The organism is Streptomyces sp., assembly GCF_050698815.1.
In the GTDB taxonomy this organism is placed as follows: Bacteria; Actinomycetota; Actinomycetes; order Streptomycetales; family Streptomycetaceae; genus Streptomyces.
Genome location: NZ_JBOHCV010000774.1, coordinates 1 through 16889, shown reverse-complemented (window position 1 = coordinate 16889; position 16889 = coordinate 1). Strand labels below are relative to the sequence as shown.

The 16889-nt window shown below is 70.0% G+C and carries 19 protein-coding genes and 1 pseudogene; 10 read left to right on the top strand and 10 right to left on the bottom strand.

What is annotated here, in order from left to right; translation table 11 throughout:
- Positions 1-89 precede the first annotated feature (89 nt).
- The 3 genes from ACRDP3_RS27830 to ACRDP3_RS27820 form a co-directional block, all read right to left on the bottom strand.
- Positions 90-854: a DUF1707 SHOCT-like domain-containing protein gene (locus tag ACRDP3_RS27830; RefSeq protein ID WP_431519786.1), complete on the bottom strand. Its 765-nt coding sequence runs from the start codon at positions 852-854 to the stop codon at positions 90-92.
- 37 nt (positions 855-891) lie between these two features.
- On the bottom strand, positions 892-1281 hold the full coding sequence (locus ACRDP3_RS27825) for a hypothetical protein (RefSeq protein WP_431519785.1): 390 nt from the start codon (positions 1279-1281) through the stop codon (positions 892-894).
- Positions 1282-1372: 91 nt separating this feature from the next.
- Positions 1373-1927 (bottom strand): glycoside hydrolase family 25 protein, encoded by a 555-nt coding sequence (locus ACRDP3_RS27820; protein WP_431519784.1) that lies wholly within the window; start codon positions 1925-1927, stop codon positions 1373-1375.
- Positions 1928-2118: 191 nt separating this feature from the next.
- Between ACRDP3_RS27820 and ACRDP3_RS27815 the strand changes: the two genes are divergently transcribed.
- The 3 genes from ACRDP3_RS27815 to ACRDP3_RS27805 all read left to right on the top strand — a co-directional run bounded on the left by ACRDP3_RS27815 (position 2119) and on the right by ACRDP3_RS27805 (position 4316).
- Entirely contained in the window at positions 2119-2544 is a 426-nt protein-coding gene (locus tag ACRDP3_RS27815) for an OsmC family peroxiredoxin (RefSeq protein ID WP_431519783.1), read from the top strand.
- A gap of 27 nt (positions 2545-2571) precedes the next feature.
- Positions 2572-3450 (top strand): Fpg/Nei family DNA glycosylase, encoded by an 879-nt coding sequence (locus ACRDP3_RS27810; RefSeq protein ID WP_431519782.1) that lies wholly within the window; start codon positions 2572-2574, stop codon positions 3448-3450.
- A 152-nt stretch (positions 3451-3602) separates the two neighbouring features.
- The gene (locus ACRDP3_RS27805; RefSeq protein ID WP_431519781.1) at positions 3603-4316 is read left to right on the top strand and encodes a GAF and ANTAR domain-containing protein; all 714 of its coding nucleotides are present in this window, start codon (positions 3603-3605) and stop codon (positions 4314-4316) included.
- A gap of 35 nt (positions 4317-4351) precedes the next feature.
- Here ACRDP3_RS27805 and ACRDP3_RS27800 read toward each other — a convergent pair whose 3' ends face one another.
- Together ACRDP3_RS27800 and ACRDP3_RS27795 are read right to left on the bottom strand one after the other, a co-directional pair.
- Positions 4352-4573, bottom strand: a complete 222-nt coding sequence (locus tag ACRDP3_RS27800; protein ID WP_431519780.1) for a DUF4236 domain-containing protein — start codon at positions 4571-4573, stop codon at positions 4352-4354.
- 103 nt (positions 4574-4676) lie between these two features.
- Positions 4677-7328, bottom strand: coding sequence for an ATP-dependent Clp protease ATP-binding subunit (locus ACRDP3_RS27795; RefSeq protein ID WP_431519779.1), 2652 nt, complete (start codon positions 7326-7328; stop codon positions 4677-4679).
- A 313-nt stretch (positions 7329-7641) separates the two neighbouring features.
- On the opposite strand from ACRDP3_RS27795, the gene ACRDP3_RS27790 reads away from it, so the two are divergent.
- Complete coding sequence (locus ACRDP3_RS27790; protein WP_431519778.1) at positions 7642-7815, top strand: DUF5302 domain-containing protein; 174 nt, start codon at positions 7642-7644, stop codon at positions 7813-7815.
- Between the two features lie 72 nt (positions 7816-7887).
- On the opposite strand, the gene ACRDP3_RS27785 is transcribed toward ACRDP3_RS27790, so the two are convergent.
- The 3 genes from ACRDP3_RS27785 to ACRDP3_RS27775 all read right to left on the bottom strand — a co-directional run bounded on the left by ACRDP3_RS27785 (position 7888) and on the right by ACRDP3_RS27775 (position 11990).
- Complete coding sequence (locus ACRDP3_RS27785; protein WP_431519777.1) at positions 7888-9330, bottom strand: ankyrin repeat domain-containing protein; 1443 nt, start codon at positions 9328-9330, stop codon at positions 7888-7890.
- A 159-nt stretch (positions 9331-9489) separates the two neighbouring features.
- The gene (locus ACRDP3_RS27780) at positions 9490-10659 is read right to left on the bottom strand and encodes an FUSC family protein (RefSeq protein ID WP_431519776.1); all 1170 of its coding nucleotides are present in this window, start codon (positions 10657-10659) and stop codon (positions 9490-9492) included.
- Between the two features lie 263 nt (positions 10660-10922).
- Entirely contained in the window at positions 10923-11990 is a 1068-nt protein-coding gene (locus tag ACRDP3_RS27775; protein ID WP_431519775.1) for an aldo/keto reductase, read from the bottom strand.
- Between the two features lie 91 nt (positions 11991-12081).
- On the opposite strand from ACRDP3_RS27775, the gene ACRDP3_RS27770 reads away from it, so the two are divergent.
- The gene (locus ACRDP3_RS27770; protein ID WP_431519774.1) at positions 12082-12702 is read left to right on the top strand and encodes a TetR-like C-terminal domain-containing protein; all 621 of its coding nucleotides are present in this window, start codon (positions 12082-12084) and stop codon (positions 12700-12702) included.
- Here the strand turns inward: ACRDP3_RS27770 and ACRDP3_RS27765 are convergent.
- A complete protein-coding gene (locus ACRDP3_RS27765) occupies positions 12684-13814 on the bottom strand; it encodes a CapA family protein (protein ID WP_431519773.1) in 1131 nt (376 codons plus the stop codon). The genes ACRDP3_RS27770 and ACRDP3_RS27765 overlap by 19 nt on opposite strands.
- Positions 13815-13948: 134 nt before the next feature.
- Here ACRDP3_RS27765 and ACRDP3_RS27760 point away from each other — a divergent pair, with 134 nt between their 5' ends.
- On the top strand, positions 13949-14191 hold the full coding sequence (locus ACRDP3_RS27760; protein ID WP_431519772.1) for a type II toxin-antitoxin system Phd/YefM family antitoxin: 243 nt from the start codon (positions 13949-13951) through the stop codon (positions 14189-14191).
- Positions 14188-14634, top strand: coding sequence for a PIN domain-containing protein (locus tag ACRDP3_RS27755; RefSeq protein ID WP_431519771.1), 447 nt, complete (start codon positions 14188-14190; stop codon positions 14632-14634). The genes ACRDP3_RS27760 and ACRDP3_RS27755 overlap by 4 nt, the downstream gene beginning before the upstream one ends.
- A gap of 138 nt (positions 14635-14772) precedes the next feature.
- Here ACRDP3_RS27755 and ACRDP3_RS27750 read toward each other — a convergent pair whose 3' ends face one another.
- The gene (locus ACRDP3_RS27750; RefSeq protein ID WP_431519787.1) at positions 14773-15183 is read right to left on the bottom strand and encodes a nuclear transport factor 2 family protein; all 411 of its coding nucleotides are present in this window, start codon (positions 15181-15183) and stop codon (positions 14773-14775) included.
- A 222-nt stretch (positions 15184-15405) separates the two neighbouring features.
- On the opposite strand from ACRDP3_RS27750, the gene ACRDP3_RS27745 reads away from it, so the two are divergent.
- The 3 genes and pseudogenes from ACRDP3_RS27745 to ACRDP3_RS27735 form a co-directional block, all read left to right on the top strand.
- Positions 15406-16245, top strand: coding sequence for a helix-turn-helix domain-containing protein (locus tag ACRDP3_RS27745; protein ID WP_431519770.1), 840 nt, complete (start codon positions 15406-15408; stop codon positions 16243-16245).
- Positions 16242-16454: a DUF397 domain-containing protein gene (locus ACRDP3_RS27740; protein ID WP_431519769.1), complete on the top strand. Its 213-nt coding sequence runs from the start codon at positions 16242-16244 to the stop codon at positions 16452-16454. Before ACRDP3_RS27745 ends, ACRDP3_RS27740 begins: the two co-directional genes overlap by 4 nt.
- Positions 16455-16721: 267 nt before the next feature.
- A pseudogene (locus ACRDP3_RS27735) lies at positions 16722-16889 on the top strand (MFS transporter); the annotation flags it as partial.

Genomic DNA, 16889 nt, shown 5'->3' with positions numbered 1-16889 from the left:
CGCCCGGTCTGCCCGGCGCGGACCCCGCCGCCTGGTGGTGAGCGGCCGCGCCGCTGCTCCGCGGGCGGGGCGAGCCGAAGGCACGCCCCTTACAGCGACTTGCGCTCGCCGGGTCCGTGACCACCGTGCCCGTGCCCGCCGTGCCGGTGGTCGTGGTCCTCGGTCCGCTCACGGCGCTCGAGTTCCCGGCGCTCGCGCCGCTCCTCGCGCAGCAGTTGCTTCTCCTCGCGCGGGAGCTTCCGCTTGACCTCCACCCCACCCATCACGCAGAGGCCGGTGATCACCACACGCGGGGCGCCGGGCTCGCCCAGGCCGACCGCGGACGAGTCGAATCCGCCCATGATGCCGATGCCCCGCTCGTCGACCTCCACGCCCGGCGGTACGACGATGCTGACCCCGCCCATCAGGGTGAAGCAGCGGATGACGACCTCACGGTCCTCGAAGCGCGCGTCCCGCAGGTCGAGTTCGCCGCCGCCCATGACGGCGATGCCGGTGAAGGCACGCGGCACCGTCCACTGGCCCTTGCGGACGAAGGCACTCATCAGGGCGACGCCCCAGCGGGAGGTGCCGGTGCCGCCGATCCGTTCCGCCCAGCGCTGCTTGCGGGGAGCGGCGGCGGAGCTCCCCGGGCGTTCCAGGCCGGTGCCGGCGGGCACACTGTCGGCTCCGGACTGCGGCAGATCGCGCACGATCGGGACCAGCTCGCCGCGCGTACGGGCCTGATAAGTGCTGTCCAGGCGCTCCTGGAACTCGTCCATGCCGAGTCGCCCCTCGGCCAGCGCGTCGCGCAGCACCTCGGCGACCCGCTCGCGCTCCGCGTCCGAGGCCCGCATCTCAGGCAGCTCATCCGTCATGCGAACACCCTAGGTCTTGTCCGGCACGGCACATCCGTCACTGCGCCGACCTGAGCAGCTCCTCGGCCAGCGCGACCACGCCGACGCCCACCCCCAGCACGACCGTGGCCACCGCGGTGCGGCCACGGCGGCTGAGCACTATGGCGGTGCCGGAGAGGATGAGGGCGAAGCCGTAGAAGCCCACGGTGAGCACGGAGGGCGCACTGCCCAGCCGCAGCACGAGGGCGACGGCCACGGCCACCATGACGACGCCGGAGAGAACGATCCGGACCCGGCGGGCCTGTCGTGGTGTCATCCCCGTGCGCGGCGGCTCCTCGTCGGTCGCGGCGAACTGCTCGTCGTCCGCGGCGCGTTCGTCATGTTCGTCGTGCTCGCCGCTTTTGGGGGTGTCGTCGTCGGTCGGCGGGCTGGTTCTGGCTTCCGGCATGTCCTGAGGTTATCCGCCCCGGCAGCGCCTGTCGTCGCACTCGTCGGCATGCGGTCCGCCCTTCCGCGCGGCCGCCCGCGTGCGACGGCCGTCAGGCGTTCTTGTCGCGGGCCCAGGCGCGCAGCTCCGAACGGCTGTCGAACTTACCGAGGTTGGTGTCGATGGGGTCGTCCGTGTACTGGTGGAAACGCCACGGGTGCTTGATGCCGGGCTGCCCCGGCTTGCCGTTGTAGTGGGCGATCCACAGGCCGTCGCCGGCGAAGGACGTGGTGTCGTGGTTGAGCCAGAAGTTGGTGTTGCAGTAGAGCAGCACCCTGGTGTGCGGGCATTCCTTCTGCACGTACTTGATCCAGGAGTCCTTCTCCGCGTTGCTGACGTCCGAGTCCTCCCAGTCCAGTACGAGCATGTCGCCGCGGACCAGATTGATCTTGGACAGGAAGTAGTCGGCCTGTGCCTTCATGCTGCCGGCGCGGCCGAAGTGATAGAAGCCGGTGACCAGTTCGGCCTCGCGCGCGGTGGCGCGCTGCTTGACCCACTTGGGGTTGGTGTAGGAGCGGCCCTCCGTGATCTTGATGAAGACGAAGTCGAGGCCCTTCGTGCTGTAGTCGGATGGCTGGTACGACGAGACGTCGACGCCCTTGATCACAGTGCACTCCTTCTGCCGGGTATCCGTCGCGTACCCCCAACACCGGTGCCGTACCCCGGACTCGCCACCGTGCGCAGCGATGCCAAAGCAGATGAAACCGGCCGGTACCGGCGCGTCGTCCCGGCCGAAGAGCCATCCTGGGGCGGAGGATCAGTGCGACATCCCGGCCCGGCCGACAGGAGAGAAGGACCATGGCGACGACACGTACGGCACACACCGTCTGGAGCGGCAATCTGAAGGAGGGTGCCGGTCAGACCTCGTTCGACTCGTCCGGCATCGGGAGCCACCCCGTCTCCTGGGCCGCGCGTGCCGAGGAGCCGCACGGCAGGACCAGCCCGGAAGAGCTGATCGCCGCCGCGCACTCCGCCTGCTTCTCCATGGCGCTCTCCAACGGGCTGGACTCCGCGGGCAGCCCGCCCTCCCGGCTGACCACCCAGGCCGAGGTGACCTTCCAGCCGGGCACCGGCATCACCGGCGTACACCTCACCGTGGAGGGCGAGGTGCCGGGGATCGACGAGGCCGCCTTCACCGCCGCGGCCGAGGACGCCAAGGCCAACTGCCCGGTCTCCCAGGCCCTTTCGGGCACCAGCATCACCCTGACCACGAAGCTGAGCTGACGGGGCCGGGGCTGAGGGGAGGCGACCATGCCGGAACTGCCCGAGGTCGAGGCCTTGCGCGGCTTTCTCGACGAGCGCGTCACCGGGCGCTCGGTGGAGCGCGTACTGCCGGTGGCGGTGAGCGTGCTCAAGACGTACGAGGTGCCGCCCGGCTCCTTCCGTGGGCGGACCTGCACGGGGGTGCACCGGCACGGCAAGTTCCTCGACCTGGAGGTGGGTGGCCTGCATCTGGTCATCCACCTCGCCCGGGCGGGCTGGCTGCGCTGGCGGGAGACGATGCCGGCCCAGCCGCCTCGCCCGGGGAAGGGCCCGCTGGCGCTGCGGGTCTCGCTCGTGGGTCCCGAGCGGGGCGGCGAGGGCGGCGGCTTCGACGTCACCGAGGCGGGGACGCGCAAGAGCCTCGCCGTCTACTGCGTGCCCGAGGCGGCAGCGGTGCCGGGCATCGCGCGGCTGGGGCCCGACCCGCTCGCCGACGCCTTCACGCCCGAGATCTTCGCCGGACTCGTCCGCGGTCAACGCCACCGCATCAAGGGCCTGCTGCGCGACCAGGGCGTGATCGCCGGCATCGGCAACGCCTACTCGGACGAGATCCTGCACGCGGCACACATGTCGCCCTTCAAGATCGCCGCCGAGCTGACCGAGGAGGAGATCGCCGCGCTGTACGAGTCGCTGCGCGGCACCCTCACGGAGGCCGTCGAACGGTCTCGGGGGCTGGCGGCCGGAAAGCTGAAGTCGGAGAAGAAGACCGGGCTGCGCGTGCACGGCCGCACCGGCGAGTCCTGTCCGGTCTGCGGTGACACGGTGCGCGAGGTGTCCTTCAGCGACTCTTCGCTGCAGTACTGCCCCACCTGCCAGACGGGCGGCAAGCCGCTCGCGGACCGCCGGATGTCGCGGCTGCTCAAATAGCCCGTCGCCCAGCCCCGCCCCGGCAGGCACGCCGTCGGCGCTTCCGGAGCGCGGCGTTCCGCACCGGGTGAGGCGGCCGTCCGTACCGACATGGGTACGTATACCGTGTGCCTCCGTACTTCTCGGACGGACGGCAGCGGAGGTGTCCCGGCATGGGCATGGAGGGCGACCCGGTGGAGAAGTTCGCTACGGAGCTCGCGCGGATGGCCCGCGACCTGCTGGCGCAGCAGTCGGTGCAGCAGACGCTCGACCGCATCGTGGAGCACGCCGTGCGGATGGTGGACGGCTGTGAGGCGGCCGGTGTGCTGACCGTGGAGGCCGGGCAGGTACAGACGCTGGCCACATCCAGCGACGTCGTCCGCGCCTCGGACCGGATGCAGGGCGAGCTGGGCGAAGGCCCCTGCTTCGACGCGACCCGGAACGCGACGGAGGTCTACCGGGTCGCGGACATGACCGAGACCGAACCCCGGTGGCCCCGGTACGCCCCCCAGGCACGGAAACTCGGCGTCGGCAGCATGATGGGCTTCATGCTCTTCACCGAGGACGACAACCTCGGCGCCCTCGACCTCTACTCCTCGCAGCCCAACGCGTTCACCCAGCGCTCCGAGCACGTCGGCTGGCTGCTGGCCTCGCACGCGGCGGTCGCCTTCTCCAGCGCCCGTACCCACGCCCAACTTCACACGGCCATGCAGTCCCGGCACGAGATCGGGGAGGCGATCGGCATCGTGATGGAGCGCTACGGACTCGACGAGGACCAGGCCTTCGCCGTGTTGAAGAAGAGCTCGCAGGACCAGAACGTCAAGCTCCGCGACATCGTCCGTACGGTCACGGAGACCGGCGAGATCCCCGGAGCGCGGAAGCACTGAGCGCCCGGGGTGTCCCGCTCACGTCCCGCTCTCCCTCAGTCCGAGGACTTCGACCGGCGGCGGCTGCGCTTCGTCGAGGTGTGCCGGTAGCCGAAGGGTCCGGGCAGGTCCATGGAGGTCGTACGCCGGCCGTTGGAGCTGACGGTGTGTTTCGGGGTGCCGTCCTTGCCGCCAGTGGTCACGGACACGGACTTGCGGTTGATGTTCAGCGTCACTCCGGGCAGGATCCGGAAGCTCTTACGGAACGTCAGCGGCATCGCGGTGGACTCCTCAAGTAGGTGCGGCTGAAAGCCTCTTGTCCAGCGCTTACCCAGTGCGCCGGACAAGAGGCATATCTCTTACGCCCCGCTCACCACTCCGTCACCCCGGCCCCTCATCCGTGCCGGCATCGGCGTCCGCACCGGTGTCCGTGGCCGCGTCCGTGCCGGAACCCGTGTCCGTGCCCGTCTCCAAGCGGAACGCCAGCTGATCGCCGTCCGCGTCCACCAGGAGCCGGCTGTGCGGCCTCAGTTCGCCGCTGAGCAGCATCCGCGAGAGCCGGTTGTCCACCTCGCGCTGGATGGTCCGGCGCAACGGCCTGGCACCGTACTCCGGTTGGTAGCCCCGTCGGGCCAGCCAGTCGACGGCCGCGGGCGCGAACTCGATGGCCAGGTCCTGCGCGCGCACCCGCCGCCGCGTCTCGTCCAGCAGCATGTCGGTGATCCGCCGCAGCTGCTGGTCGGAGAGCTGGCGGAAGATGACGATCTCGTCGATGCGGTTGAGGAACTCGGGCCGGAACTGCTCCCGCAGCGGACGCAGCACCCGCTCCCTGCGGGCCTCCTCCTCGTCCTCCGCGCCACCGCCGCCGAAGCCCAGCACCGCGCCGCGCCCGGTGATGGCCTCCGAACCGAGGTTGCTGGTCATCACGATGACGGTGTTGGTGAAGTCGACCGTGCGGCCCTGCGAGTCGGTCAGCCGCCCGTCGTCCAGCACCTGGAGCAGCATGTTGAAGACGTCCGGGTGCGCCTTCTCGATCTCGTCCAGGAGCAGCAGCGAGTACGGGTCCCGCCGTACGGTCTCCGTCAGCTGGCCAGCGTCCTCGTGCCCGACGTATCCGGGCGGGGCGCCCACCAGCCGGCTCACGGTGTGCCGCTCCTGGTACTCGCTCATGTCGAGCCGCACCATCCGGTCGTCGGTGCCGAACAGCGACTCGGCCAGGGCGCGGGCGAGTTCGGTCTTGCCGACCCCGGTGGGGCCGAGGAAGAGGAAGCTGCCGATGGGCCGGGCCGGGCTGGCCAGGCCGGCCCGGGAGCGCAGCACCGCGTCGGAGACGGCGGAGACGGCCTCGTCCTGTCCGATGACCCGCCCGCGGAGCCGCTCCTCGAGGCCGAGCAGCCGCTCCTTCTCCTCCTCGGTGAGGTTGCTGACGGGAATGCCGGTCTGCCGCGAGACGATGCCGGCGATGTCCTCCACGGTGACCTCGGCGATGCGGCCGTTGGGCTGCTGCTTGCGCTCGTTCTCGGCGATCTGCTGTTCCAGGTCGCTGAGCCGGTCGCGCAGCTGAGTGGCGCGCTCGTAGTCCTCGGCGGCGACCGCCTGGTCCTTGTCGCGGCCGGCCTGTTCGGCCTCGCGCTCCAGCGCCCGTACGTCGGTGCCGCGGGTCGCGGTGCGCAGCCGTACCCGGGCGCCGGCCTGGTCCAGCAGGTCGATCGCCTTGTCGGGGAGATAGCGGCCGGTCAGATAGCGGTCGGACAGTTCCACGGCGGCGATCAGCGCCTCATCGGTGTAGCGCACCTGGTGATGTGCTTCGTAGCGGTCGCGCAGTCCGCGCAGGATCTCCACGGCGTCGGGCTCGCTGGGCTCGGGGACCAGGACGGGCTGGAAGCGGCGGGCCAGGGCGGCGTCCTTCTCGATGTGGCGGCGGTGCTCCTCCAGCGTGGTGGCGCCGATGACGTGCAGCTCGCCGCGGGAGAGCGGCGGCTTGAGCATCTGGCCGGCGTCCATCGAGCCGCCCTCGGAGCCGCCGCCGCCCGCGCCCACGACGGTGTGCACCTCGTCGATGAAGACGATCAGTTCCTCGGAGTGTGCGCGGATCTCGTCGATGATCGCGCTCAGCCGCTCCTCGAAGTCGCCCCGGTAGCGGGTGCCGGCGACCACGCCCGAGACGTCGAGCTGGACGACGCGCCGCCCCAGGAGATTGTCCGGCACATCGCCGTCGACGATGCGCTGGGCCAGCCCCTCCACGATGGCGGTCTTGCCGACGCCCGCCTCACCGATGAGGACGGGGTTGTTCTTGCCGCGCCGGGCGAGGATCTCGATGGTCTGCTCGATCTCCTCCGTCCTGCCGATCACCGGGTCGATACGGCCGTCGCGGGCCATCTCGGTCAGGTCACCGCCGTACTTGTCGAGGGTGGGCGTCTCGCTGCGCGGCGGCTGCCCCTGCGGGCCGAGGCCCGGCTGCGCCTCGGGGCCGCCCTGGCCGCCCGGGAAGCCCGGCGGGTGCGTGCCCGAGGCGGCGGACCGCGGGTCGAAGTGTGCGGTGTTGAGTATCTGCCCGGCGGTGGAGTCCCGGTTGGCGGCGAGCGCGATCAGCACGTGCTCGGAGCCGATGTAGGAGGCGCCGCGGGAGCGTGCGATGTCGTGCGCGTCCAGCAGGGCGCGCTTGACGGCGGGGCTGACGGAGATGGACTTGCGGGGCGTCCCGTCACCGACGTCCCGGTCGATCTCCTGGGCCAGCCCGTCGGCGTCCGCGCCGGCCCGGGTGATCATGGTGCGGGTCGGCTCGGTGGTCAGCGCCGCCCGCAGCAGGTGCTCGGTGTCCAGATCGCTGCTGCCGTGCTTGGCCGCGTACGAAGCCGCTTCGGAGACGAGTTGCCGGGCGGGCTCGCTCATCAGCCGGAGAAAGTCGTAGTAGCGGGGATCGCGACGGCCGCTGCCACCCGCGGAGGGGGTGCCGCCGCCCAGAAAGCGCGCGATGAAGTCTCCGAACGGGTCCCGGCCGAAGTCCTCGGGACCCATGTACCCGCCGGTCATAGGTTTCCGTCCCGCTGACCCGACCCTGCCGGGCCACGCTGTGTGGGCTGCATTCAGCTAACTCGCGATGCGGGTTTCCCGGTGCGGCGCCGCAACACGTCCCCGCTGTCGCTGAACATCCCCGCGGGCACGGCACTCACTCCCGGCAACGGATGACGCACACGGAGTGGCGTGCGACACCGTACCCTTGTGCTCACGTGTACCGCGGTTTCCGGCTGCGGTGGAAAATCGCTCGCTTCGGGCGCCCGGGTCGTGCTGAATGGTGATCCGACGTCGCACCCACGCCGATGCGTTACCTGTCAGGGGGTTCACCATGGCCGAGAACACCGGTGACGAAGTCACCGATATGAAGCAGAAGTTCCGTGAGGCTCTCGAGCGCAAGAACCAGCGCGCCAAGCAGGGCGAAGCGCACGAGGACTTCACCTCCGACGTCCACGAGACGCGGCCGACCGGACGCAAGCGTCAGTTCCGCCGCAAGACCGGCTGACACGGCGTAGTGAGTCGGGTGGGCCCCGGTTTCGCGACCGGGGCCCACCGGGTTCCCGAGCGGAATGGGGCCCTACGCTTCCCGTCCCCGCAGATACGCCGCCACAGCGCGCTTGCCGCCGAATTCGGCCCAGCCCAGCGGTGTCGAGTCGTGCTCGGTGTCCTTGAGCGCGGGGTCGGCGCCCAGCTCGATCAAGGTCCGCGCCATATCCACGTCGTCGTTCCACGCCGCCTCGTGCAACGGAGTGGCGCGCTCGCGGTGGTTCACGTCGAAGCCGAACCCGGCCAGCATCCGTACCGCTGCCGTATTGCGGTGCTCAGCAGCGCGGTTGATCAGTTCGGGTGTTCCGGCCAGCACCCTGGTGAGCACTTCCGGTCCCACCGCGGCCACCGCGCCGGCGTCGGCGCGCATGCAGGCGGCGATGAACGTATCCGTCTCGGGCAGAGCCGTCGAAGCGCTGGCCGCGGCGAGGAGTTCGGCCACCTCGGTGTGCCCGTTCAGCAGCGCCAGCTCGTACGGGGTACGCCCGCCGTGGGCGGGATGACCGCCGATGCCGTCCGGCTCGGCGCCGTACGCCAGGAGCAGCCGGGCGCTGCGCGGCCCGCCCCGCAGCGCCGCGGTGGCCAGCTCGTCGCGCAGCATCTGCTGCGGGGACTGCAGCGTCGGCCCCAGCCGGGCCTGCCACGGGCCGCCGTCGCCGCGGCCCAGGCCGGACTCCAGCAGCAGCTCCAGGTGTGCGGTGTCGTCGGAGAAGGAGCCGCCCAGGCCGCGGTTGTACAGGGTCTGGCTGTCGTTGGGGTCCGCGCCCGCGTGCAGCAGCAGCCGGGCCAGCTCCAGGCCGTCGGCATGCATGGGCTGGTCGCCCTCGCCGCCGCCGAAGGCGCCGGTCAGTGCGGTGAACGGTGAGGTCAGCCCGTCCCACAGGAACCCTGCGTTCGGATCGGCGCCGTGCTCGAGCAGCAGCCGGGCCGACTCCGCCAAGCGGCCCGGGGCCTCGAGGCGCGCGTACGTCAGGTACAGCAGCGGCTCCCACGCGAAGGGGCCGCCCTGCGCGCGGGCCAGTCCGGGCTGCTGGGTTAGGGCATCCGCGAGCGCGTCGTGAGAGCCGGTGGCCGCCATGGTGAAGACGTTCGCCACGGCGAGCTGCGGTTGCCCTTCCAGCAGCAGGTCGGCCTCCCGGGTCCGGCCGGGGTGGTCGGCGCCGTAGGTGAGGCAGGCGAGCCGCAGAAACTCATCCGGCAGTTCGCCGCCGGCCTCGACCTGGTGGGGCGAGCGGGAGTACCGCTCGACGGTGCCGATGTGCTGCGTGAGCCGGGGCCAGCCGGCGAAGCCGTACATGCGTGCGGTGACAAGCTGCGCGTCGGACAGCTTGAGCACTTCCGGCGGCCGGGGGTGGAACTCGGCGACGAGCGCGAGTGCGTTGGGCACCCCCGCCCGCACCCACTGCAGCAGCGTCTTGGCCTGCTTGCGCAGTCGTTCCAGGTTCGGGTTGTCGGGCAGTCGGTGGACCGGCACAGGGGCCTCCATTCCGTTGCGCCTGGTGTCCGCGTGATCAGGCCGGAAAAGAGGTCGGGCCACATCGTTCGACGAGCGTCAGGTGGGCTTCGCCCTTCCCGCGGACCGGTCGCGCCCTGCGCGCGTGCCGGTCAGCATACGCCGCCCCGGGGCCGGCCCTCAGTCGGCGCGGACCGCGCCCCGGGCATGGGCCCGGCCGAGCTCCTCGACGAGCCGGTGGGCGTCGATCAGCAGGGCGGCGAGCGACGGCCACACCTGACTCTTCATCGCCTCCTCCTGGAGCTCCTCGCACCGCCGGCCGCAGAACCGGACGGAGCGCTGCAGGCTTTCCTGCCCCTCCTGCTCCGTGCTGCCGACGTACTGCACGCTGTCGGCCACCAGATCGAGAACCTCCGCGTACGGACCGAGGAATTCGGCATCCGTCGTGCGTTCGGCCTCGTCGTCGAGGAGGTTGCGGAGGCCGAAGGCGATGCTGCGCACCTGCTCCCCCGAGCGGGCCAGGGATTCGACCATGGTGCGGTAGCCGGAGAAGGTCACGGGCAGCTGCCTGCGGAAGAGCCGGACGGGGTTGTAGCTGATGCTCTCCGCGCCGTGCTCGACGGCGGTACGTGCCTTGCCGGCGGTCGTGTCGAGCCGGCGGGCCCGGCGCAGCCAGTCCTCGGCGGAGTCCTGCTCGGGTATCGGCTCACGCAGTCCGGCGGCCATGTCCCGCAGCAGTACGAAAACCGCGGTGGAAAGCTCCTGCACGCCGCGGTCCGCCGTGGAATACCGCATGGGCGGCAGCAGCAGCAGGTTCACCAGCAGCCCGACGCCCGCGCCGAGCAGCACCATGGACACGATCGACCACAGCATGCCCGTAGCCGGAGCACCCAGCAGCGCGTTGTAGGCGAAGATCCCGACGATGGGCACCTGCAGGCCCATGGTGCCCAGCCGCCGCCAGCGACCGACCAGCAGCCCGGTGACGAGCATGACGGCGAAGGCGCCCACGTTCTCACCGATCAGCGGACTCGCCGCACCGGCGGCCAGCACGCCCGCGATGACGGCGGCCACGTACTGCACGGAGTGCAGCAGCGAGCGGTAGACGGTGGACTGGACGACCAGCAGGGCGACGAGGGGCGCGTACACGGGCTGGGGTGAGGTGACGAAGTACTGGGCCACCGTCCAGGACGCGACGCCGGCCAGCGCGCTCTTCATCAGCAGGAGGGCGACGTCGCGCTCGTACCCAGCGTAGTCGCGGGCGCGCAGCAGGCGTTGGCGCATCCGTCCGGCGATGCGGGGCACCGCGACGACGCGCTCGGGGACGGAGGCGGAGACGTGGTTCATGAACATGGGGCGGCGGTCCTGATGTTCTGAGTCGTGAGCGGGGCGTGACGAGATCCGGCGGGCCAGTACCCGGCGGTTCGGCGTTCATGCCGGGCGTGTCCGGGCTCACGACCCTGGGCCGGTTAAGCGCACCCCGTCCCGGTGACCGGGCCGTGAACGGTGCTCCCCCGGCGAGTGGCGAAGGGGTCAACCCCCGGCCGGCCGCGCTGGATTCGGCCGCGCGACGCTCACACGACCACGGGGAGAGCGACGCCGGGGGCCAGCCGGTTTCAGGCCGGTGCCGCCGCTGACGGGAGCGTGAGGTCCACGGCCGGCGGGTTGAGGCGGCTGAACCCTTCCTGGCGCTGATAGGGGAAGTAGGGGTAGGGAGCGCTCCGTGCGCTCGCGGCATCGAGTCTCGCCACGTGTTCGGGAGCGAGGGTCCAGCCGACTGCCCCGATGTTCTCCCGTAGTTGGGACTCGTTACGGGCGCCGATGATGACGGAGGACACCGTCGGACGCCGCAACAGCCAGTTGATGGCGATCTGCGGGACGCTCCTGCCTGTCTCCTTCGCGATCCCGTCGAGCTCGTCCACCACCCGGAAGAGGACTTCGTCCGCCACGGGCGGGCCGTACTCGGCGGTCTTGTGCAGGCGGCTTCGGCCGGGCAGCGGCTGATCCCGGCGTACTTTTCCGGTGAGCCGTCCCCAGCCGAGGGGGCTCCAGACGACCGCGCCGACGCCCTGGTCGAGCCCGAGCGGCATCAGTTCCCACTCGTAGTCGCGTCCGACGAGCGAGTAGTACACCTGGTGGGCCACATAGCGCGGGTGGCCGTGTCTCTCGGCCGCCGCGAGGGACTTCATCAGCTGCCAGCCCGAGAAGTTGGAGACGCCCGCGTAGCGGATCTTCCCGTCCCGCACGAGCTGGTCGAGCGTGGACAGCACCTCCTCGACCGGTGTGGCCGCGTCGAAGGCGTGCAGCTGATAGAGGTCGAGGTGGTCGGTACCGAGGCGCCGCAGGGCGCTGTCGACCGTCTCGATCAGGCGGGACCGGGAGGAGCCCGCGTCCCCGGGGCCGTCCCCCATCGGCAGGCTGCTCTTGGTGGACAGGATCACCTGCTCCCGGCGGCCCTTGATGGCCGCACCGAGCACCTCTTCGGACGCGCCGCCGGAGTACACGTCCGCCGAGTCGAACATCGTGATGCCCGCCTCCAGGGAGATGTCCACGAGCCGGCGCGCGGCCCGGGCGTCGGTGTCCCCCCAGGCACCGAAGAGCGGTCCCTTACCGCCGAAGGTGCCGGTGCCGAGGCTCAGAACGGGAACCTTGAGTCCGGACGCGCCCAACTGCCGGTATTCCATGGTCAGCTCTCCCTTAATGAATCTTGAGTCCCGTTTAGACTCTCCAGGTACCGTAACAGGGGTGAGCACCAAATGAAACTGGAGACCCATTATGCTGGCTGACGACGACGCCGCTCCGGGCACCCTGCGCCCCGGGGGACGTACGGCCCGCGTGCGCGCCGCCGTACTGCGGGCAGCCGCCGACGTACTGGCCGAGGAGGGCTTCGCCCACCTGGACCTCACGGTCGTCGCCCGCCACGCGGATGTCGGCAAGACCACCGTCTACCGTCGCTGGGGAAGCGCCACCGGACTGGTGGCGGACCTGCTGGTGGACATGGCCGAACGGTCGTCGCCACGCACGGAGACAGGCTCACTGCTCGCGGATCTGGAGGCCAACGCCTCCCTCGTACAACGCACGTTGGCGGACCCGCGACAGGGAAGTCTGTTCAAGGCCGTGATCGCGGCGGCCACTTGCGACGCGACGACGGCCGAAGCACTGCGCCGCTTCTACGAGATCCGCGTCGACGAATGGGCGCCCTGCGTGGAGTTCGCCATCGAGCGCGGCGAGGTGCCCGAGGACACCGACCCACCAGAGGTGATCCGGGCCGTGTCCGCCCCCCTCTACTACCGGCTGCTGACCACCGGCACGCCCCTGGACGCGACCGGCGCCCGCCGCGCCGCCGCAGCCGCCTTCACCGCGGCCCGCGCGGGGGTCTACCGCCGAGACACGTAGGACGCGGAACGCGGGACGAGCATGCCGTCCTCGCCGGTCTCGACCCGTACGCCGAAACCGCTGCTGACCCGGTCGAGCACGGCACGCAGCCACTCCACGTCCTCGGCGGAGGCGTGCGTCAGCCGCATGCACCGGGCCTGGAAGGGAGCCATGCGCAGGGCGGCCAGCCGGCCGGTGTCCGACTCGACCGACACCAGGTACAGCAGCCGCAGATCGTCCCGGTACTCGGCATGACCCGAGATGCCCTCGTAGTCGTCGATGAAGTCACCGCAGCCGTACAGCACGAGTTTGCCCCGGTACACCTCGATGGGGCGTGGATGGTGCGAGGAGTGCCCGTGCACCACGTCCACCCCGCCGTCGATGAGCGCGTGCGCGAAACGGATCTGCTCCTCGGGAACGTCGTATCCCCAGTTGGAACCCCAGTGCACCGAAGCCACCACGACATCGCCCGGTCGCATCATCTCCCGCATACGGCCCGAGACTTCGGCCGCCACGTCGTCCGACAGCACCTCCAGATGGTTCACCCCCGACCGATCCTCGGTCGCAGCCCACGTACCCGGGATGCCGCTGGAGGGTGTTCCCATCGAAAAGGTCAGGACCCGTCCCCCGCCGCGGACCGGAACGATGGCGGGCCGCCGCGCCTGCGCCGCGTCGCGGCCCGCGCCCGCCACCCGCAGCCCAGCCCCGGCCAGTGCATCGAGGGTCTCCTCGAGGCCGAGGCGCCCGAAGTCCAGGACGTGGTTGTTCGCCAGGACACAGACATCGGGCCGTACGGCGGCGAGGCACGGCAGATTGGCCGGGCTCATCCGGTAGTGGACACCCTTGTCAGGAGCGAACTCCTCGCTCCGCGTGACACCGGTCTCCAGATTGACCACCCGGACATCGGGGGCGAACGCCTCCAGCACCCCCAGCGCGTCCCCCCAGGGCCAGGAGAAGTCGACCGGGACCGGGATCGGGCCGTTCACCGCCTCCGCGAGCCTGACGTAGGTTCCGGCATCCTGGATGAACCCCTCAAGCAGCGCCGGGTCACCCGGATTCGGGAGTACCTGATCGACGCCGCGGCCGAGCATGACATCGCCACACAGCGACAATGTGACCAATTCACCACTCATCACCGCAATATACGCGGCCGACGCCTCCCCCGGTCCGCCTGACCACCACATCGGCCGCTCCACCCCGTCGGGAGCACCCGGCACCAACGAGATTCGCGCTGCCTGCCCACGCGGCATGTATTACCTTGTACTACATGGAGACCACGGCCCGGGAATTCAACCAGAACTCATCTCGCATCCTCGCCGCCGCCGAAGCCGGCGAGATCATCACGGTCACCAAGAACGGCCGCCCCGTCGCCATAGTTCGCCCGTACGAGGAGAGCGACGTCCCGCCCTACCCCGTCGGCCCCATGGGAGACATCGACATCCCCGCCCTGGACCTCCCCGATCTGTCCAACGACGAGATCGAAGAGACTCTGAGGGGCATGGGTTCGTGACCGACATCGTGATCGCCGACACCAACGCTCTGTACCGCGTCCTCGATCCTCGCCTGCCCGGACACGACGAACACAAGAAGGCGCTCGGGACCATCCGGCACCTCGTGATCTCTCCCTTGGTGCTGGGTGAACTGGACTACCTCATCTCCACCAGATCCGGTGCGGACAAGGCCATCACCGCCCTCCGGTTCGTGGAGCGCTACACCGCCACCCGCCGCTTCGAAATCCCGCATCTCGCACCGCATGTCGGTACGGCGCTCGCCATGATGGAGGGGTACTCCGACGCCGACCAAGGCCGGGGCGTTGGTCTGGCCGACGCGATGAACGTTGCACTGGCCGCCGCATACGGCACGGAGTCTCTGCTCACCACGGACAAGCACTTCCGCATCATGCGCCCTCTCACCGGGCACGCGGCATTCCGGTTGCTGCCCGAGGACCTTTGACATCGTTCGCCTCCGTGAGGAGAGCGGTTCCCGTCTATCGTGAACAGCCATGCGGCCCAGGAAGCTGGCATGCAAGCCCACCTCTTCGAAGACAACGCCATGGCGATAACCGGCATGACGACCCACCTGGCCGCCTGATCATCCCTCGGCCGACGCCGCCGTGATCTGGCTCAGCACGCACAGCCAGCGGCCGTCCCGCTTCACGAACACATCGGTCGTCCACTCGTCCGCGTCAAAACGCTGATCCCGGTAGTGGGCCGTGTTGGTCACCCGCCCCGTGAAGACCGCGGTATCGCCGTAGACCTTCACCCTGGCCCGGTTGATGAGATCCATAGCCGAGTGGGTCAGGTCCCCGGACTCGACGAACGAGAGAAACCGTTCCTTGGAGGTGACGCCCGACTCGGAGACCATCACCCACTCGTCGGCCATGAAGGCGGCGATCCGTGCTGCGTCGTTGGAGACGATCGCGGCCGCCCAGTCCGCCACGATGGCGGCGACCTGCGATGCAGCGGCGTCGGGTTCTTGGTCTTCCGGGGAGGTACCGGCGATGTCGGCCACCGCTCGACCCTAGTCCGGAGACCGGTTCCACGCTTGTGGCGTGACGGGCATGTCGCAGGTCGAGTCGTCGGTCTCACCAGTTTGGCTGCTCGTGCGCGGACGATCCGTACGGCCTTGTACGGGTGTTGCGCGGATGTGTACGGGTCGCAGGTCGTGTCCTGGCCGGGACGGGCCGCGTTGGTTTTCACACACCGGTTTGAGGACGTGAGGCGTATGGGCAACGCGAGCAACAAGCAGGCACGCAGGACGCATGAGGACCGGCCGGCGATCTGGGTCGGGTACGGGAAGCTGGTCAAGCTGTTCCGGGACAACGCCGGTCTGACACAGGAAGAGCTGGCCGCTCGGGTCGGGTACTCCCTCGAGCACGTCGGCTCGGTCGAGCAGGGCCGCCGCCCGGCGAAGGCACAGTTCACGGCAGCGGCGGAACGGGTGCTGAAGGCAGGCGGAGCGCTCGAAGTGCTCCAGGAGGAGGTGGACCTGGCCAAACTGCCCGCTTTCTTCCGGGACTTCGTCCTCATCGAGATGGAGGCCGTCAGCCGCTGTTCGTACGACCCGCAGCTTGTCCCCGGATTGCTTCAAACCGAGGACTACGCCCGGTCGGTATTCGAGGGGCGCTGCCCCCAACTCACCGATGAAGCCGTCGAGGACAACGTCGACGCCCGGTTGACCAGGCAGAAGCTGCTGACGAAGACACCGGCTGCCGAGTTCGCCTTCATCGTCGGCGAGACGGCGCTGCGCAACCCGGTGGGCGGCCCCCAGATCATGGGGGCGCAACTCCAGCACCTGCTCGAGCAGAGCAGGCTGCGGAACGTGGAGATCCAGGTCATGCGTGCCGACTACGGGTACCACCCCGGTCTCGACGGTCCGATCGTGCTCGTCGAGACCGAAGAACACCACCAGTTCGGCTACTTCGAGTCTCAGGGCATCGGTCACGTTGTCAGCGACCCGTCGCAGGTGAGTCTGTTCGGCCTTCGATATGGCAAGCTGCGCTCAATGGCCCTGAACATCGGGGAATCAGCGGCCTTCATCGAGGAGCTTGCGGGAGAGCTATGAACACCGAGCGGAACGTGGCGGTTTCCGGCGAGCTGGCCTGGTTCAAGAGCAGCTACAGCGGTTCGGACGGCGGCGACTGCGTAGAGGTCGCCGTGGGCGCCGGAAGGGTCCACGTCCGCGACTCCAAGACCGACCGGAGCCCGACCCTCTCCGTGCCGACCGGCCCATGGGCCGCCTTCGTGACGTACGCCGCCGAACGGACCCGCTGATCCACCGCAGCCGAACGGCTTGCCCTCACACGGGTCTCACCGCCGCAAGTCCGAACCGTGATCGGGTAGACGGCATCCCACCGGATCACGACGGGGATCCGGTACGGCCGGGAGCGACGCTGTGCAGCAGCTGTGCGGGCACCGGGAAACCGGTTTGCGACCGGCACCCGAAACGTCCATAGTCCGGGGGTGACCCACAGACCGGGGGCGGCATCAGCCGATGAACCTCCCAGGCGGCCTCCCCCGCGCCCGCGCCCCGGGCCGCGTATGCCCGCGTGGGCCGGACGCAACTACACGCTGCTGACGAGCGCGGCCGTGCTCACGGGCCTGGGAAGTTCGGGAGCCCTGATCGCGTCGGCGTTCGCCGTGCTGGAGGCGGGCGGTGACGGCACCGACGTCGGTCTGGTCGCCGCTTCCCGTACGGTCCCGCTGGTC

Bases quoted from the DNA above. Each gene is read 5' to 3' on its own strand.
- ACRDP3_RS27740 (WP_431519769.1), top strand. From the start codon at position 16,242: ATGAACACCGAGCGGAACGTGGCGGTTTCCGGCGAGCTGGCCTGGTTC.
- ACRDP3_RS27765 (WP_431519773.1), bottom strand. From the start codon at position 13,814: ATGAGTGGTGAATTGGTCACATTGTCGCTGTGTGGCGATGTCATGCTC.
- ACRDP3_RS27780 (WP_431519776.1), bottom strand. From the start codon at position 10,659: ATGTTCATGAACCACGTCTCCGCCTCCGTCCCCGAGCGCGTCGTCGCG.
- ACRDP3_RS27775 (WP_431519775.1), bottom strand. From the start codon at position 11,990: ATGGAATACCGGCAGTTGGGCGCGTCCGGACTCAAGGTTCCCGTTCTG.
- ACRDP3_RS27830 (WP_431519786.1), bottom strand. From the start codon at position 854: ATGACGGATGAGCTGCCTGAGATGCGGGCCTCGGACGCGGAGCGCGAG.
- ACRDP3_RS27815 (WP_431519783.1), top strand. From the start codon at position 2,119: ATGGCGACGACACGTACGGCACACACCGTCTGGAGCGGCAATCTGAAG.
- ACRDP3_RS27805 (WP_431519781.1), top strand. From the start codon at position 3,603: ATGGGCATGGAGGGCGACCCGGTGGAGAAGTTCGCTACGGAGCTCGCG.
- ACRDP3_RS27795 (WP_431519779.1), bottom strand. From the start codon at position 7,328: ATGACCGGCGGGTACATGGGTCCCGAGGACTTCGGCCGGGACCCGTTC.
- ACRDP3_RS27800 (WP_431519780.1), bottom strand. From the start codon at position 4,573: ATGCCGCTGACGTTCCGTAAGAGCTTCCGGATCCTGCCCGGAGTGACG.
- ACRDP3_RS27790 (WP_431519778.1), top strand. From the start codon at position 7,642: ATGGCCGAGAACACCGGTGACGAAGTCACCGATATGAAGCAGAAGTTC.
- ACRDP3_RS27825 (WP_431519785.1), bottom strand. From the start codon at position 1,281: ATGCCGGAAGCCAGAACCAGCCCGCCGACCGACGACGACACCCCCAAA.
- ACRDP3_RS27810 (WP_431519782.1), top strand. From the start codon at position 2,572: ATGCCGGAACTGCCCGAGGTCGAGGCCTTGCGCGGCTTTCTCGACGAG.
- ACRDP3_RS27760 (WP_431519772.1), top strand. From the start codon at position 13,949: ATGGAGACCACGGCCCGGGAATTCAACCAGAACTCATCTCGCATCCTC.
- ACRDP3_RS27745 (WP_431519770.1), top strand. From the start codon at position 15,406: ATGGGCAACGCGAGCAACAAGCAGGCACGCAGGACGCATGAGGACCGG.
- ACRDP3_RS27770 (WP_431519774.1), top strand. From the start codon at position 12,082: ATGCTGGCTGACGACGACGCCGCTCCGGGCACCCTGCGCCCCGGGGGA.